Raw genomic sequence first — 17625 nt, 5'->3', positions numbered from 1 at the left:
GGGGTTATGCCTCCACAGATCCCATTCCCCGACTCATTAGCTGTAGATTTTCCTACATAAGAGCACCCCGGAAAATGTGCCGATCTGTGTGTGTTATAACACAGTCAAGTTTATGTTAGAGCTAATCTATGTTTTTCTATTATAAAATACATAGAATGCCGGCGCCTTATATCATAAAATAACCAAAAACACCAGCTATAGTTATATTTTTCTACGCTTAAGTCATTTAGCTTAATTAAAAAAATAACACCGACAATTAGTATTGCTTATTCAGAAATAAATAATATTCATTTCTGAATAAAATTTACTTTAACAATATTTTATTGTGTTCTATTGCTAATATCTTAATTTTTATGATTTTTTTACAGTTTACTAGTAATAATTCAATTTAAAATAACCAAACATTACTTTTTGGCTATTTTCATATTTTAAAAAAAATTGATATGTTAAGTCGTTAGTTGGCATAACTGCGCTTCGCTGATTAACATAACCGTCAACATACAGTATTTATATTTAATCAACATAATTGGCTGATAAGTGCATTTTTACTCATTTAAATCAGCATAAATAGGCATAATTCATGGCTATCTCAATTAAAACGGAAGAAGATATTCAGAAAATGCGTATCGCCGGACATTTGGCGGCGGAAGTGTTAGAAATTATTGAACCTTACATAAAACCGGGCATTTCCACCGGTGAACTTGATCGCATCTGTCACTCACATATCGTCGAAAAACAGCAAGCTATCCCAGCCTGTTTAAATTATCATGGCTTTCCTAAATCTATCTGTACATCCGTTAATGATGTTATTTGTCATGGTATTCCGAGTGATGAAAAAATCTTAAAAGAAGGTGATATCATTAATATTGATGTCACCGTTATTAAAAATGGCTTCCATGGCGACACCTCCCAAATGTTTATTGTGGGCAAACCAACCATTCAAGGCGAACGGTTGTGTAAGGTAACACAAGAAAGCCTTTATCTTGCTTTAAAAATGGTCAAACCTGGTATTCGTTTACGGACGATAGGTCAGGCAATTCAGCAATTTGTTCAACAGCATCATTTTTCTGTAGTGCGCGAATATTGTGGCCATGGTATTGGTCGAGTCTTTCATGAAGAACCTCAAGTATTACATTACGATGCTGATGACGGTGGTGTGATACTGCAAAAAGGCATGACTTTTACTATCGAACCAATGGTAAATACCGGCGATCATCGTATTAGAACAATGAAAGATGGCTGGACAGTAAAAACAAAAGATCGAGGTTGGTCGGCACAATATGAACATACTTTAGCTGTCACCGACGATGGGTGTGAAATTTTTACCTTACGGAAAGAAGAAGAGCCATTTATTTCGGCTATATTAGTGAATAGATAATTTTCATATTGGCCTCCATAATTTTGGAGGCTTTTACCTTAATGATATTGTTTTACTGCTTTTTATTGTCTATTCATACCATTTACTATTGATCGCATAATCAGATCTCCTCCAGCAATTTCGCGGTTATAATACCATGATGAAAAGTAATCAGCCTGTCCCCCTCATCCTTGCGCTTGATAAATTATCTCAAGAGGATTTTACTTTACCTTTACTAAAACAACAGGTAGAGCGCTTGCAAAAATGGTTAGAACAATCTTTTAAGGAGGAAATTACCGCCGCTGAACTTATTGCCGTCCGTAGCAATTATCTTGATAAGTTGCTCCAGCGTCTTTGGCAAATTAATCGTTTCGAGCTAATTCCCCAATTATCATTAATTGCCGTGGGTGGTTATGGCCGACAAGAATTACATCCACTGTCAGATATAGATTTATTAATTTTAAGTCAACATCCTTTAGATACCGCTATCACCACTAAGATTGGTCAATTTATTACTCTACTATGGGACTTGGGTTTTCAAGTTGGCCATAGTGTGCGCACATTAGAAGAATGTTTACAGGCAGGACAAACAGATCTGTCTATCGCAACTAATCTATTTGAATCAAGGTTAATTTGTGGCGATCAAGCTCTGTTGCTATCATTACAGCAAGCAATATATAGCGATAATTTTTGGCCGTCTGATAAATTTTTTGCTGCCAAACGTAGTGAACAACAGTTGCGTCACCAACGTTATCATAGTACCAGTTACAACCTTGAGCCAGATATCAAAAGTAGTCCAGGCAGTTTACGTGATATTCACATACTGTTATGGGTCGCACGCCGACATTTTGGTGCAACCACCATTGAGCAGACAGTTCATTTCGACTTTCTAAGTCAAGCAGAATATCGAGAATTAAAAATATGTTTAAATTTTTTGCTTCGTATTCGATTTGCGCTGCATTTAATAATAAAACGTTATGACAATCGCCTACTATTTGAACATCAATTAAATGTTGCCCGCTTACTTGGTTATCAAGGTAAAGACAATCAGCCCGTTGAGCAAATGATGAAAGACTATTATCGTGTCACACGACGTGTGCGAGAACTCAATAGCATGCTGCTACAACTGTTTGATGAAGCCATCCTTAGCAAAAAAAACCTAGCCGCGCCACATAAACTTGATAATCAATTTCAACTTAGAGGAGATCTCATCGATCTGCTTGATAGCACTCTTTTTGATCGTCAACCCGCAGCCATATTGCAGCTATTTTATCAAATGGCCGAACAGAAAAATATTCATGGAATATACTCAGCTACACTGCGTCAATTGCGTTTTGCTTGTCAAAAACTGACTAAACCTCTGTGTGAAATTCCAATTGCTCGTGAAATTTTTATTACTATTTTGCGCCATCCAAGAGCGGTAAAAGTTGCCATTGTACCCATGCACTTACACGATGTACTTAGTGCTTATACGCCAGTTTGGCAAAATATTGTTGGCCAAATGCAATTTGATCTTTTTCATACTTACACCGTCGATGAACATACTATTCGCGTATTACAAAAACTTGATCAATTTGCTGACCAAAATAATAGTCACCAACATCCTTTGTGCGTTGACATTTATACCAAGCTTGCTCAGCCTGAAATTTTAAGTCTGGCGGCTATGTTTCATGATATCGCTAAAGGCAGAAAAGGTGATCACTCTGAACTGGGCGCGGAAGATGCAAAACAATTTGCCCTAGCACACGGCATATCTGAACATGATTCATCCTTAATTGCCTGGCTTGTACGTCAACATCTTTTGATGTCAGTGACCGCCCAACGGCGTGATATTCAAGATCCGATTGTTATTAAACAATTTGCCAGTGAAGTGAAATCAATAAACCGGCTGGATTATCTTTTGTGTCTGACTGTTGCCGATATATTTGCAACCAATAATAGCTTATGGAATAGCTGGAAACAGAGTCTATTAAAAGAGCTGTATCTATTAACTAAAAATCAATTAAATCAAGATACGCAAGCAATACCCACTTTACGTCAACGGATCCAATCCAATCGCTTGCAAGCGTTAACCCAGCTAGGCGAAAAAAATATTGATCAAGGTGAGCTAAAAAAATTATGGTCACGCTGCCATGCTGATTATTTTTTACGCCATACTCCCCAGCAACTTGCCTGGCACGCTAGCGCTTTATTAAAACACAATTTAAATGAACCATTAATACTGATCAGTACCGTATCTGTGCATGGTGGTACTGAAATTTTTATCTGGTGTCCAGATCGACCATCTCTATTTGCCGCGGTTGCTGGAGAACTTGATAGACGAAATCTTAATATCCATAGCGCCCAAATCTTTACTAACAAAGATAATATGACGATGGATACTTTTGTGGTATTAGATCCTAAAGGACAACCGTTGGCTCATGATCGCTATGAAAATATTCGCCAAGCCTTATTAAAAGTTATTCAGACCCCAAATAGCAAAACCTTGAAAACACGTAACGCCCATCATAGATTTCGCCATTTTAACGTACCAACTAAAGTACACTTTTTGCCCAATTTTAATGGCAGGCGGACTTATATGGAGCTTGTCGCCCTCGATCAACCCGGATTATTAGCACAGATCGGTAATATATTTACTGAAATGGCCGTGCTCTTACACGGAGCTAGGATCACAACGATTGGAGAAAGAGTTGAGGATTTGTTTGTACTTACTGATCAAAACAACCAGGCACTCGATCAAAATAGACAACATAAACTGGCAGAAAAATTGACCCAAGCCCTGACTGCAATAGATAAAGAAAATAGTAAACATGTTAAATAATTACAACCCAGAGGATGAGTAATTTTATGGAGCAACTTAAAACCATTATTGAAAATGCTTTTGAACATCGTGCAGAAATCACACCCACGACGACCAATGTTCAACTAAGTGATGCAATCAATCAGGTGATCACTCAACTTGACAAAGGCCAGTTAAGAGTCGCTGAAAAGATAGATGGGCAATGGACAACACATCAATGGCTTAAAAAAGCCGTGCTACTCTCTTTTCGTATCAATGATAATCGATTAATCGAAGGTGCAGAAAGCCGCTATTTTGACAAAGTAGCCATGAAATTTGCTGAGTATGATCATGCTCGTTTTCAACAAGAAGGATTTAGAGTTGTTCCACCAGCAACGGCTCGAAAAGGGGCGTTTATCGCCCGAAATACCGTTTTAATGCCATCTTACGTTAATATTGGTGCCTATATTGACGAAGGATCGATGATAGATACCTGGGCAACAGTTGGCTCTTGTGCGCAAATTGGTAAAAATGTTCACTTATCCGGTGGTGTTGGTATTGGTGGTGTGCTAGAACCCTTGCAAGCTAATCCAACTATTATCGAAGATAACTGTTTTATTGGTGCTCGCTCTGAAATTGTTGAAGGGGTCATTGTTGAAGAAGGCGCGGTTATCTCAATGGGCGTCTATATTGGCCAGAGCACCAAAATTTATGATAGGGAAAGCGGTGAAATTCTCTATGGCCGAATTCCAGCCGGCTCGGTCGTCGTCGCGGGTAATTTACCGGCCAAAAATGGCAACTACAGCCTATATTGCGCAGTGATTGTCAAAAAAGTCGATGACAAGACTAGCAAGAAAGTTGGCATTAATGAGTTACTAAGAACAATAGACTAAAATTTATCATAGCGGATTATCAATTGAATATCCGCTTAGCCTTCTTATTATGCTAATCTGTAACAATTGTTAGATAACCTTATTCCGTTAGGTATTAATATGTATGATAACTTAAAAAGCTTAGGGATCACTCAACCTGAAGATATCGATCACTACACCTTTCGCCAAGAAGCAAATCATGACATTCTAAAGATTTATTTTCGCAAAGATAAAGATGAACACTATGCTAAAAGTGTAAAATTCAAATATCCGCTGCAACGAAAGCTGGTTAATCTAGATAACAATCTCAAAGAGATCAATGAAATTAATCTCCACCTACGGGATGTGATCGAAGAATTAAATCAAATTTGTCAACATGACCAAACCAACCATGATTTAAAAAGTAAAATATTAAATGATTTGTGCCATTTAGAATCTGTCGTAATTAGCAAAATTGCGGAAATTGAATCATATTTAAAAAAACTTTCCTGAATAACTCACTGCTGCGTATTTATGCTAATACCAACTGGCCGGTAGGCCAAATTTGTATTTTAAAGCAGATAAACTCGCATAACCGTTTAACAATATAATTCATACCATCGATAAATGTTGACGCTCGAGTTCAGGCACTATACCTAACCAACCAAACTGTGATAGCAAATGCATCCAAGCATCATCCGACTTTGCAATTAGCTGCAATTTATCGCCTGTCATTGGGTGCTTAAAAGATAAATAACTCGCATGTAACATCAACCGGCTGCTGGCAAAATGGTGTGAAACACCGCGATTCTGGCGCAGATCACCATAGGTAGTATCACCAATTATGGGATGACGGATATGTGCCATATGACGTCTTAATTGATGCTTGCGGCCGGTTATTGGTCTTAGAGCTAGCAGAGAGAAACGTGAAGTAGGATAACGACCTATCTCGATCGGACATTCAACCTTAGCCAACGGTGAATAATGAGTAATGCTCGGTTGAGGTTGACTTATTTTGCTGGTGTATTTATCAGCAATCTTATCTTTTTCCTCCGTCAGTGCATAATTAATAATATCAGCTTGATTAACATAACCTCGCACAATCGCATGATACTTTTTTTCGATTGTATGGTGTTCAAATTGCTGCGCTAAAAGACAAGCAACTTCACTCGAAAGCGCCATCAATAACGCCCCTGAAGTCGGTTTATCTAAACGATGAACAGGAAATACATGCTGACCAATTTGGTCACGCACTGTTTGCATAACAAAACGCGTTTCATGACGATCAAGCCAACTACGATGTACAAGCCATCCAGCAGGCTTATTTATTGCAATCAAATGTTGATCCTGATAAATCACTTCAAGCATTTGTTGAGTTACCTTGTGAAAAAACTTCATCTAACGCACGTAAATATTCCAATAATTGGTAATAGCGACTTTCTCGTTCTTCTTGATAGATTTCTTCAAAATAGGTAGTAATAGCGAATGCCTTTGGCAAATCAATATGTTGTTCAATAAGCTTATATAGTTTTGGCAATAGTACCCATTGCAACCATTCGTGTGCAGCCATGGTGTCTACAGCAAAAGGCAAATCACTAGCAAAAGCTTCCTCTGGCTGTGGGGTATTACTCCAAAGATTAAGGTTTTTCATTTCAACTTCAATGAGACGAAGTTTTTCAGCAACGATAAGATTAATATTCATTTCCTACACTAGTATCATAAGTAAAAACAAATGAATCATAACATTATTAGTTATCAAACAAAAAAGCAGCGCGTGATATTAATTTTATTACTCATTAGTAAATCTATATAAAATATTCAATCTATCTAAATTATAATCATTTAAATAAACTTACTAATTATACACAACATCACTGACTTATAGGGTTATATTACTATCCGCGACTGCAGCTAAAAACAATTTTTTGCAAAGCCATAGAACCATAAAAAAACCAGTCTATAAAATCGACTGGTTATATAATATGTAACGCTATTAAATAGAATATTTATGCATCCTGCATTATCAGCTTCATGCTGAATGTATCTTCCTACTATTTACGAGGTAGTAATGTGTAAGCACTAATACTTATCATTCGTTATCCCTAACACTACCTTTCTTATTCCTCTATATTATTAAACATTTAATAATTTCAAAGGGCTTTGTTGAATAAATCGAACTTTTAGGTGATTGGCGGAGCTGATCGCTAAATTCGTTTCAACATCAGGTCCCCATGTCAAAGCAAAAGTTTAAAATTACCAACTGGCCCGCGTACAACAAGGCACTCAGACAACGCGGTTCCCTGACGGTCTGGCTTGATGAGTCGGCCATCGCTGGATGGACTGACAGTTCTTCGCCTGAAGGTCGTGGCCGGCCGCTTTACTACAGCGATATGGCTGTTACCACTGTCCTGATGATGAAGCGTGTGTTTAACCTGTCGCTCCGGGCATTACAGGGCTTCGTTGATTCGATTTTTAAACTCATGTCTTTGCCGCTGTGCTGTCCGGACTACTCGCTGGTCAGCAGACGAGCAAAGAGCGTCAACATCAGCATAAAAACGCCAACGCGTGGTGAAATCTCGCATCTGGTCATCGACAGTACCGGTCTGAAGGTCTTTGGCGAAGGTGAATGGAAAGTCAGGCAGCATGGGGCTGACAGACGAAGAGTGTGGCGCAAGCTTCATCTGGCAGCAGACAGTGTGACTCATGAGATTATCTGTGCCGACTTATCGCTCAGCGGAACGACAGATGCGCAGGCACTGCCGGGCCTTATTAACCAAACCCACCGGAAAATCAGGGAAGTGTCAGCAGACGGTGCTTATGACGCCTGTTACTGCCACGATGCGTTGCTAAGAAAGAAAATCAGGCCCCTTATCCCGCCGCGAAGCGGAGCGAAATACTGGCCGGACAAGTACCATGAACGTAACCATGCGGTGGCGAATCAGCGTCTGAGCAGGAGTAATGATATGTGGAAAAAGAAAGTGGGTTATCACCGGCGTTCAGTGGCAGAAACAGCGATGTTCCGCATAAAAACTTTGCTGGGTGGCCATCTGAGCCTGCGTGACTATGAGGCTCAGGTAGGTGAAGCAATGGCGATGGTCAAAGCGCTGAACCGTATGACGTTGTTGGGTATGCCACACAGCGTCAGGATCGGATAACAGCTGTAGCAGAGGGAGCCATCCTGTCGGCTAATTCTGATTTATTCAACAAAGCCTCTAATATATTGATTATGCTAGCAACTATCTTTCCGATTTTCTATTTTAGGAAGGAACTCCATGCCACTTGATCAAGATAATAATGAACTACAACACCTAACGCTCGGAAAAAAAACCGAATATCAAGATAACTATGCACCTCATCTACTACAAGCGGTTCCTCGTTGCCTAAATCGACAACCTTTAGGGTTATCATCAGACAGATTGCCTTTCCATGGCGCAGATATTTGGACACTCTATGAGCTTTCGTGGCTAAACAGTCGAGGAGTTCCTCAAGTGGCTATCGGCCATGTTACCATTAATGCTAATAGCATAAATCTGATTGAATCTAAAAGTTTTAAACTCTATCTAAATAGTTGCAATCAAACCCAATTTATTAGCTGGCAAGAAGTTGAAAAACAACTAACCCAAGATTTGACTGCATGCGCTGCAGGAGAAGTGACAGTAAAATTACAGCCACTCACCATGTTCACTAATCAAACTATTCATAATCTGTCTGGTGAATGTATTGATGAGCAAGAGATAGAAATTACTGATTATGAATTTAATAGTGATTATCTTAACAACGCAAACACGAATATAAAGGCAGAGGAAACATTAGTTAGCCATCTGCTAAAATCTAATTGCTTAATTACTAACCAACCTGACTGGGGTTCAATACAAATTCATTATTGTGGCGCTAAAATTGATAGAGAAAAACTACTCCGTTATTTAGTCTCTTTCAGACACAATAACGAATTTCATGAACAATGTGTCGAGCGAATATTCAATGATATTCTTCAGCTATGTCAACCCGATAAGTTAAGCGTTTATGCCCGTTATACACGTCGGGGCGGCTTGGACAGCAATCCTTGGCGTAGTAATGAGAGTTTTCAGCCAACAATGATGCGATTAGCACGGCAGTAAGGAGTTTAAATTGATAACACATGTCAGCCCGTTAGGCTCAATGGATCTACTATCTCAAATTGAAGTTAGTATCCTTAAACGCACTGCCAGTAGCGATCTTTATCAGCTATTTAGAAACTGCTCCTTAGCTGTACTTAATTCAGGTAGCAAGACAGATAATAGTAAAGAATTAATCGCTAAATATCCCAATTTTGATATCAATGTTCTACAACGTGAACGCGGTGTCAAACTGGAATTAATTAACCCGCCTGAAAAAGCTTTTGTCGATGGCAGAATTATCCGTTCACTACAAGCAAACTTATTTTCTGTGTTAAGAGATATTCTTTTTGTTCATACCCAGATTATTTCAGCAGAAAAACTGCTGGCATTAAGTCTGCATGACAGCATCAGTATCACTAATATTATTTTTACCATTCTGCGTAATGCCCGCGCACTACATCTCGATGAAGATCCTAATACTATTGTTTGCTGGGGAGGCCATTCAATAAATGAAAGGCTTTGTTGAATAAATCAGAATTAGCCGCCATGATGGCTCCCTCTGCTACAGCTGTTATCCGATCCTGACGTTGTGTGGCATACCCAACAACGTCATACGGTTCAGCGCTTTGACCATCGCCATTGCTTCACCTACCTGAGCCTCATAGTCACGCAGCCTCAGATGGCCACCCAGCAAAGTTTTTATGCGGAACATCGCTGTTTCTGCCACTGAACGCCGGTGATAACCCACTTTCTTTTTCCACATATCATTACTCCTGCTCAGACGCTGATTCGCCACCGCATGTTTACGTTCATGGTACTTGTCCGGCCAGTATTTCGCTCCGCTTCGCGGCGGGATAAGGGGCCTGATTTTCTTTCTTAGCAACGCATCGTGGCAGTAACAGGCGTCATAAGCACCGTCTGCTGACACTTCCCTGATTTTCCGGTGGGTTTGGTTAATCAGGCCCGGCAGTGCCTGCGCATCTGTCGTTCCGCTGAGCGATAAGTCGGCACAGATAATCTCATGAGTCACACTGTCTGCTGCCAGATGAAGCTTGCGCCACACTCTTCGTCTGTCAGCCCCATGCTGCCTGACTTTCCATTCACCTTCGCCAAAGACCTTCAGACCGGTACTGTCGATGACCAGATGCGAGATTTCACCACGCGTTGGCGTTTTTATGCTGATGTTGACGCTCTTTGCTCGTCTGCTGACCAGCGAGTAGTCCGGACAGCACAGCGGCAAAGACATGAGTTTAAAAATCGAATCAACGAAGCCCTGTAATGCCCGGAGCGACAGGTTAAACACACGCTTCATCATCAGGACAGTGGTAACAGCCATATCGCTGTAGTAAAGCGGCCGGCCACGACCTTCAGGCGAAGAACTGTCAGTCCATCCAGCGATGGCCGACTCATCAAGCCAGACCGTCAGGGAACCGCGTTGTCTGAGTGCCTTGTTGTACGCGGGCCAGTTGGTAATTTTAAACTTTTGCTTTGCCATGGGGACCTGATGTTGAAACGAATTTAGCGATCAGCTCCGCCAATCACCTAAAAGTTCGATTTATTCAACAAAGCCTAAATGAAATTGAATATCTTTATGCCCGCAAGGTTGGAAATGAATTAGGATTACGTGAATTAAATATTTGCACTGGCTGTGGTCCTGGCGCAATGGAAGCGCCGATGAAAGGTGCCGCAGTAGGCCATGCACAACAGCGTTATAAAAATGGCCGCTTTCTTGGTTTAACTGAACCTTCCATTATCGCTGCTGAGCCACCTAACCCTCTAGTTAATGAACTTGTTATCATGCCAGATATTGAAAAACGCCTTGAAGCATTTGTTCGAGTTGCTCATGGTATCATTATCTTTCCTGGCGGTGCTGGTACTACAGAGGAACTACTTTATTTATTGGGAATTTTAATGGATCCTGCCAATAATAATCAGGTATTACCATTAATTTTAACTGGCCCAAAAGAGAGCCAAGCCTATTTTGACACCCTCGATGATTTCATTACGCATACCCTCGGTGAACAGGCCTGCAATTATTATCAGATTATTATTGATGATCCAAAAGCTGTAGCACGTGAAATGAAAAAACAGATGCCACAAGTAAAAGAAAATCGTCTCAATACTGGTGATGCCTATAGCTTCAATTGGTCAATAAAAATTAATTCAGAATTACAAAAACCCTTTACACCAACCCATGATAATATGGCAAAACTTAACCTATTTTGTGATCCAAAACAGCCGGAAAAATTGGCCGCTAACTTACGACGAGCCTTTTCGGGTATTGTTGCCGGTAATGTGAAAGAAGTAGGTATGAAAGAAATTGAAAAGCATGGCCCCTATAAACTTCATGGTGATGCCAACATTATGGCTTATATGGATAAATTATTACGAGGGTTTGTTAGTCAACATAGAATGAAACTACCTAGCAAGGCAGCCTATATACCCTGCTATGAAATTATTAAATAACTGACAAGACTATGCACAAAAAATTATGATCCACTTACTTATTGTTGATGCTTTAAATCTAATCAGACGAATTCATACTGTTCAAGGAAGCCCTTGCGAACAAGATTGCGTTTCAACTCTTCGCCAGCTAATTAACCATACTTCGCCTACCCACGCTGTAGCAATATTCGATAACAAAGAACATCAGACAAATAACTGGCGGCAACAACTTTTACCTCAATACAAAGCTGGCAGACAAGCAATGCCAGATGATCTTTATCACGAAATAAAAAACCTTGAAATCGCATTTAAGGCGCAAGGATTAGCTTGTTGGCATGACATCGAAAATGAAGCTGACGATCTAGCGGCAACGTTAGCAATTAAAGTGGCCACCGCTGGCTATCGTGTTACCATCATTTCAACAGATAAAGGCTATTGTCAGCTACTTTCATCATCGATCTATATTCGTGATTATTTTCAAAAACGTTGGCTTGATTTATCCTTTGTTAATAAAGAGTTTGGGGTTAAACCTGAACAGCTGCAGGATTATTGGGGACTAACTGGCATAAATAGTAGTAAAATCCCTGGCATAACCGGCATTGGCCCTAAAACAGCAGCAACTTTACTTCAGCAATATCCCACATTAGAGGCTATTTTTGCTAATATCCATTCCTTACCCGAAAAATGGCGTAAACGGATTTAACCGGCGCAAAAAATAGCCTTTATTAGCCGACAGGTTGCCTCTCTCCAAACCGATCTACAGTTAAATGGAAATTTACCACAACTCAGATTTACGCCATAACACAATGAAAAATAAAAATTTTATTGTTCATCACTGTTCTGCTAATCCCGCTCTGGTATAGAGGCTGACCAAACTCGTCTTATATGTACCGTGATCTCTTCGTGATCATGGTAGAGTTGCTTCGCTTGGATTGGAGCATTAATACCATTTTCGTTTAGTGTCTGTGATATTTTGTTCAAAATTGATGAAACCTCTTGATAACGTTTTTTCATCGGTAGCTTTAAATTAAATATCGCTTCCCGGCACCAGCCTTTTAACACCCAATCTGTTATCAAAGCAGCAACTTTTGCCGGTTTTTCAACCATATCACACACCAACCAACTAATATTCTTAGTGTGTGGAGTAAATTTAAAACCATCAGTTCGATAATGCCGTACCTGACCTGTTTGCATTAAACTATCGGCTATTGATCCATTATCAACCGCATCGACCATCATACTGCGCTTCACTAATTGATAGGTCCATCCGCCTGGACAAGCAGCCAGATCAACAGCCTTCATACCCGATGCTAAACGCTCTTCCCACTCATCATAAGGAATAAATAGATGAAATGCTTCTTCCAGTTTTAATGTTGAACGACTTGGCGCATCCGCTGGCAGTTTTAACCGCGGGATCCCCATAAAAAAAGGTGAATTGTTATTCTCATAAGAATAGCCAACATAGCAACAGCCGGCAGCAATAAAAAATACATGTATAACCGGACGTTGATGGTTTTCTTTCAGCAACAATATTTTTTGTTGACGAAGCGCATGGCGTAAAGGCACAGTAAATTTACGGCAAAATTTCAGTAGCTCTTTACTCTCATTGGTATCCGGCACTTCAACTCGTAACTCACCGGCTCGTTCAACTACACCTTGCAATAACGCAACAATCGGCGATACGCGATCGTTCGATGGCAAATCTTTCAATAACTGGCTAACAACCACTATTTGACGAGCAAATATTAATGTACCAAAGGGTATATCTTTAGCTAGACGATCTGCATCAGTAGGCTGATAACATGCAAATAAGACATAACCTCTATTATCTTTTACTTTGGCATAGCCATAAACGCCGATCTGGGTAGCCTTATCAGTAATTTCTGCCGCACACTCTTTTTCAAATCCTGAACGACAATATAAAATAATATTATTATTCATGACGTATTGTTGGATTCCTAAGCCGAGTTGCACCAATAACAATTAATATCCAGCCAATTAAAAAGCAAAAACCGCCTACTGGTGCCAAATGGGCAAAATATTTTGCTTGTAAAAGTGCCATACAATAAAAACTGCCACTGAACAATAAAATGCCTATACTGAAGAAAACTCCCCCCCAATAAAACCATAAAATAACTTTACGCAATAAGATAGCGCCTAATATCATAAGAACTAAAGTATGCATTGACTGATAACGTAAACCAATAAGAATCCATTCTATTTGATCATGGTTTAGTAGAGGTGATAATAAATGTGAACCTATTGCGCCAAATGCGACACAAAAAAATCCACTAATTCCTGAAAATATCAACATTAAACGAGCATTCACGTTAATATCCTTTTCTTTTTAAATTAATTATTTTACTTGCCATATAGTTTACAACTCACCGGTAACAAATCCCCATTTTTGCTGCTCGCTAGCTGCTTTTGAGAGGATCCATTGACGAAATGCAGCAATCTTACCTAACTCCGCTTGATTATCATGACAAACTAAATAGAAAGCTTTTTTACTGACTAAAACATCATTAAACGGACATACCAAACGACCGGTATCAAGTTCATTTTTTGTCATAACATTATTAATTAATGCGATTCCTTGACCATGAATTGCGGCTTGAATAACCATAGCACTATGACTGAAAATGGGTCCTTGTTCTACGTTAATAATGTCTTGTAATGATTATTGACGTTCATAAGCTTGCCAATCACGTCGAGAAGAATCATGTAGCAATGTATGATGAATCAAATCTTGCGGTTTTTTCAATGGGTAACGCTCCGCTAATAAGGCTGGCGCACAGACTGGTATTAAGTATTCCGCATACAAACGATCTGTTCTTAAGCCTGGCCAATTACCATAACCATAAAAGATTGCCACATCAACATCATCAGCCATTTTAGCTCCCTCGTGATCAACAGCCTGAATACGCACATCGATATCAGGATAAGGACGATTAAAAATCGATAGGCGCGGCACTAACCATTGAATAGCAAAACTTGGTAATAAACTGACGGTTAATGCTCCCTTTGCACTGAGAGCCTGTAGTTTCCGAGTAGTTTCACGTAACGAAGAAAAAATTTCTTTAATATCTAAATAATAACTTTGCCCTTCTTCAGTCAATAATAATGAACGATTACGCCGACGAAATAATTTCAAACCCAAGAAATTTTTCAAACCTTTTATTTGATGACTTATTGCAGCCTGAGTAACAAAAAGCTCCTCTGCTGCTTTAGTAAAACTTAAATGGCGTGCTGCCGCATCAAATACCCTTATACATTTACCTTGTCTGTCCATAGTTATTTTAACGCGCCGCAATTTATTGCGGCGTTTTTTTATATTCGCTAAATAAATATCTTTCTCATCGCCGAATATAATCGGATGATATACATATGATACTGATAGAATAGATATTATTAATCAGGACTAATACTACTTTTCTAATTTAAATAAATATAACAAACCTTATGAAAAAGATCATTTAGGACAAGATAAAATTGTAATAATTACACAATATAGATCCTAAATATTCTGATAGCTGTGGTTTTCATGGGCTTTGTTGAATAAATCGAACTTTTAGGTGATTGGCGGAGCTGATCGCTAAATTCGTTTCAACATCAGGTCCCCATGGCAAAGCAAAAGTTTAAAATTACCAACTGGCCCGCGTACAACAAGGCACTCAGACAACGCGGTTCCCTGACGGTCTGGCTTGATGAGTCGGCCATCGCTGGATGGACTGACAGTTCTTCGCCTGAAGGTCGTGGCCGGCCGCTTTACTACAGCGATATGGCTGTTACCACTGTCCTGATGATGAAGCGTGTGTTTAACCTGTCGCTACGGGCATTACAGGGCTTCGTTGATTCGATTTTTAAACTCATGTCTTTGCCGCTGTGCTGTCCGGACTACTCGCTGGTCAGCAGACGAGCAAAGAGCGTCAACATCAGCATAAAAACGCCAACGCGTGGTGAAATCTCGCATCTGGTCATCGACAGTACCGGTCTGAAGGTCTTTGGCGAAGGTGAATGGAAAGTCAGGCAGCATGGGGCTGACAGACGAAGAGTGTGGCGCAAGCTTCATCTGGCAGCAGACAGTGTGACTCATGAGATTATCTGTGCCGACTTATCGCTCAGCGGAACGACAGATGCGCAGGCACTGCCGGGCCTGATTAACCAAACCCACCGGAAAATCAGGGAAGTGTTAGCAGACGGTGCTTATGACGCCTGTTACTGCCACGACGCGTTGCTAAGAAAGAAAATCAGGCCCCTTATCCCGCCGCGAAGCGGAGCGAAATACTGGCCGGACAAGTACCATGAACGTAACCATGCGGTGGCGAATCAGCGTCTGAGCAGGAGTAATGATATGTGGAAAAAGAAAGTGGGTTATCACCGGCGTTCAGTGGCAGAAACAGCGATGTTCCGCATAAAAACTTTGCTGGGTGGCCATCTGAGGCTGCGTGACTATGAGGCTCAGGTAGGTGAAGCAATGGCGATGGTCAAAGCGCTGAACCGTATGACGTTGTTGGGTATGCCACACAGCGTCAGGATCGGATAACAGCTGTAGCAGAGGGAGCCATCCTGGCGGCTAATTCTGATTTATTCAACAAAGCCATAATAAACATGAAAGGATGATGTTAGCTTTGGCTAATGGAATGTTATTTCGTTCATGTTTTTCAGCAAAAATGTTGGTGGCATCCGCTGATGGAGAAATGACTTTTAATATTGATGATGCGGGATTATATCATTGTATTGAAGAACAGCTGCAAAAATTATCACTTTCTGATGAGCATAGTGCGGAAGTAATTTTAAATGCATTAGTTGCTTTTCGTTTTTTAAAGCCGCAGATGCCTAGAAGCTGGTATTTTTTGCTAGTAAATTGCCACGATGATTTGGTGTTGGGGGATGTTGTTCAGGTTCATATTGAAGATAGTGGTGGCTTTGTTGAATAAATCGAACTTTTAGGTGATTGGCGGAGCTGATCGCTAAATTCGTTTCAACATCAGGTCCCCATGTCAAAGCAAAAGTTTAAAATTACCAACTGGCCCGCGTACAACAAGGCACTCAGACAACGCGGTTCCCTGACGGTCTGGCTTGATGAGTCGGCCATCGCTGGATGGACTGACAGTTCTTCGCCTGAAGGTCGTGGCCGGCCGCTTTACTACAGCGATATGGCTGTTACCACTGTCCTGATGATGAAGCGTGTGTTTAACCTGTCGCTCCGGGCATTACAGGGCTTCGTTGATTCGATTTTTAAACTCATGTCTTTGCCGCTGTGCTGTCCGGACTACTCGCTGGTCAGCAGACGAGCAAAGAGCGTCAACATCAGCATAAAAACGCCAACGCGTGGTGAAATCTCGCATCTGGTCATCGACAGTACCGGTCTGAAGGTCTTTGGCGAAGGTGAATGGAAAGTCAGGCAGCATGGGGCTGACAGACGAAGAGTGTGGCGCAAGCTTCATCTGGCAGCAGACAGTGTGACTCATGAGATTATCTGTGCCGACTTATCGCTCAGCGGAACGACAGATGCGCAGGCACTGCCGGGCCTGATTAACCAAACCCACCGGAAAATCAGGGAAGTGTCAGCAGACGGTGCTTATTACGCCTGTTACTGCCACGATGCGTTGCTAAGAAAGAAAATCAGGCCCCTTATCCCGCCGCGAAGCGGAGCGAAATACTGGCCGGACAAGTACCATGAACGTAACCATGCGGTGGCGAATCAGCGTCTGAGCAGGAGTAATGATATGTGGAAAAAGAAAGTGGGTTATCACCGGCGTTCAGTGGCAGAAACAGCGATGTTCCGTATAAAAACTTTGCTGGGTGGCCATCTGAGGCTGCGTGACTATGAGGCTCAGGTAGGTGAAGCAATGGCGATGGTCAAAGCGCTGAACCGTATGACGTTGTTGGGTATGCCACACAGCGTCAGGATCTGATAACAGCTGTAGCAGAGGGATCCATCCTGTCGGCTAATTCTGATTTATTCAACAAAGCCACCTACTATTTAAAATATCATCTTCGATCACTTTATTTTCAATTGCAATACTTAATTTACTTTTCAAACATAGCTGTAATAAAAAAACCGCTATCAAGAAATAGCGGTTGTTAAAA

The 17625-nt window shown here is 40.7% G+C and carries 14 protein-coding genes and 5 pseudogenes; 12 read left to right on the top strand and 7 right to left on the bottom strand.

Annotated features, from left to right (window positions below):
• Nucleotides 1-580 precede the first annotated feature (580 nt).
• From map to E3U36_RS11815, 4 genes are all read left to right on the top strand, one after another.
• On the top strand, nt 581-1378 hold the full coding sequence (gene map, locus E3U36_RS11830; protein WP_180816650.1) for a type I methionyl aminopeptidase: 798 nt from the start codon (nt 581-583) through the stop codon (nt 1376-1378).
• Between the two features lie 139 nt (nt 1379-1517).
• Nucleotides 1518-4178, top strand: a complete 2661-nt coding sequence (glnD, locus tag E3U36_RS11825; protein WP_439647298.1) for a bifunctional uridylyltransferase/uridylyl-removing protein GlnD — start codon at nt 1518-1520, stop codon at nt 4176-4178.
• 26 nt (nt 4179-4204) lie between these two features.
• Nucleotides 4205-5029, top strand: a complete 825-nt coding sequence (gene dapD, locus E3U36_RS11820) for a 2,3,4,5-tetrahydropyridine-2,6-dicarboxylate N-succinyltransferase (RefSeq protein ID WP_180816648.1) — start codon at nt 4205-4207, stop codon at nt 5027-5029.
• 99 nt (nt 5030-5128) lie between these two features.
• Nucleotides 5129-5500, top strand: coding sequence for a DUF3461 family protein (locus tag E3U36_RS11815; protein ID WP_180817654.1), 372 nt, complete (start codon nt 5129-5131; stop codon nt 5498-5500).
• A gap of 99 nt (nt 5501-5599) precedes the next feature.
• Here the strand turns inward: E3U36_RS11815 and truC are convergent, their stop codons facing one another.
• Together truC and E3U36_RS11805 are read right to left on the bottom strand one after the other, a co-directional pair.
• Nucleotides 5600-6355: a tRNA pseudouridine(65) synthase TruC gene (gene truC, locus E3U36_RS11810; RefSeq protein WP_180816647.1), complete on the bottom strand. Its 756-nt coding sequence runs from the start codon at nt 6353-6355 to the stop codon at nt 5600-5602.
• Complete coding sequence (locus tag E3U36_RS11805) at nt 6348-6689, bottom strand: YqcC family protein (RefSeq protein WP_180816646.1); 342 nt, start codon at nt 6687-6689, stop codon at nt 6348-6350. The genes truC and E3U36_RS11805 overlap by 8 nt, the downstream gene beginning before the upstream one ends.
• A 529-nt stretch (nt 6690-7218) precedes the next feature.
• On the opposite strand from E3U36_RS11805, the gene E3U36_RS11800 reads away from it, so the two are divergent.
• The 3 genes and pseudogenes from E3U36_RS11800 to E3U36_RS11790 form a co-directional block, all read left to right on the top strand.
• Nucleotides 7219-8142: an IS5 family transposase gene (locus E3U36_RS11800; RefSeq protein WP_180816645.1), complete on the top strand. Its 924-nt coding sequence runs from the start codon at nt 7219-7221 to the stop codon at nt 8140-8142.
• Between the two features lie 117 nt (nt 8143-8259).
• Nucleotides 8260-9105 (top strand): NADPH-dependent 7-cyano-7-deazaguanine reductase QueF, encoded by an 846-nt coding sequence (gene queF / locus E3U36_RS11795; protein WP_180816644.1) that lies wholly within the window; start codon nt 8260-8262, stop codon nt 9103-9105.
• Between the two features lie 10 nt (nt 9106-9115).
• A pseudogene (locus tag E3U36_RS11790) lies at nt 9116-9598 on the top strand (pyrimidine/purine nucleosidase domain-containing protein); the annotation flags it as partial.
• A 57-nt stretch (nt 9599-9655) separates the two neighbouring features.
• Here the strand turns inward: E3U36_RS11790 and E3U36_RS11785 are convergent.
• Nucleotides 9656-10579, bottom strand: coding sequence for an IS5 family transposase (locus E3U36_RS11785; RefSeq protein WP_180816643.1), 924 nt, complete (start codon nt 10577-10579; stop codon nt 9656-9658).
• Nucleotides 10580-10650: 71 nt separating this feature from the next.
• On the opposite strand from E3U36_RS11785, the pseudogene ppnN reads away from it, so the two are divergent.
• Both ppnN and xni read left to right on the top strand, forming a co-directional pair.
• A pseudogene (ppnN, locus tag E3U36_RS11780) lies at nt 10651-11550 on the top strand (nucleotide 5'-monophosphate nucleosidase PpnN); the annotation flags it as partial.
• Between the two features lie 22 nt (nt 11551-11572).
• Nucleotides 11573-12331: pseudogene (gene xni / locus E3U36_RS11775) on the top strand (flap endonuclease Xni).
• 41 nt (nt 12332-12372) lie between these two features.
• On the opposite strand, the gene rlmM reads toward xni, so the two are convergent.
• From rlmM to E3U36_RS11760, 3 genes and pseudogenes are all read right to left on the bottom strand, one after another.
• The gene (rlmM, locus tag E3U36_RS11770) at nt 12373-13470 is read right to left on the bottom strand and encodes a 23S rRNA (cytidine(2498)-2'-O)-methyltransferase RlmM (protein WP_180816642.1); all 1098 of its coding nucleotides are present in this window, start codon (nt 13468-13470) and stop codon (nt 12373-12375) included.
• Nucleotides 13463-13858: a DUF423 domain-containing protein gene (locus E3U36_RS11765; RefSeq protein ID WP_180816641.1), complete on the bottom strand. Its 396-nt coding sequence runs from the start codon at nt 13856-13858 to the stop codon at nt 13463-13465. Before E3U36_RS11765 ends, rlmM begins: the two co-directional genes overlap by 8 nt.
• Before the next feature lie 48 nt (nt 13859-13906).
• Nucleotides 13907-14821: pseudogene (locus E3U36_RS11760) on the bottom strand (transcriptional regulator GcvA).
• 330 nt (nt 14822-15151) lie between these two features.
• Here E3U36_RS11760 and E3U36_RS11755 point away from each other — a divergent pair.
• Both E3U36_RS11755 and E3U36_RS13315 read left to right on the top strand, forming a co-directional pair.
• The gene (locus tag E3U36_RS11755) at nt 15152-16075 is read left to right on the top strand and encodes an IS5 family transposase (protein WP_180816509.1); all 924 of its coding nucleotides are present in this window, start codon (nt 15152-15154) and stop codon (nt 16073-16075) included.
• A 43-nt stretch (nt 16076-16118) separates the two neighbouring features.
• A pseudogene (locus E3U36_RS13315) lies at nt 16119-16346 on the top strand (cell division protein ZapC); the annotation flags it as partial.
• 22 nt (nt 16347-16368) lie between these two features.
• Here the strand turns inward: E3U36_RS13315 and E3U36_RS13310 are convergent.
• Complete coding sequence (locus E3U36_RS13310) at nt 16369-16536, bottom strand: hypothetical protein (RefSeq protein ID WP_369412945.1); 168 nt, start codon at nt 16534-16536, stop codon at nt 16369-16371.
• On the opposite strand from E3U36_RS13310, the gene E3U36_RS11745 reads away from it, so the two are divergent.
• Nucleotides 16530-17450: an IS5 family transposase gene (locus E3U36_RS11745; RefSeq protein ID WP_180816639.1), complete on the top strand. Its 921-nt coding sequence runs from the start codon at nt 16530-16532 to the stop codon at nt 17448-17450. The genes E3U36_RS13310 and E3U36_RS11745 overlap by 7 nt on opposite strands.
• The last annotated feature ends 175 nt before the right edge of the window (nt 17451-17625 follow it).

It is taken from the genome of Arsenophonus endosymbiont of Aphis craccivora (assembly GCF_013460135.1).
Lineage (GTDB): Bacteria > Pseudomonadota > Gammaproteobacteria > Enterobacterales > Enterobacteriaceae > Arsenophonus > Arsenophonus nilaparvatae.
This window is presented reverse-complemented; position numbering and strand designations above follow the sequence as displayed.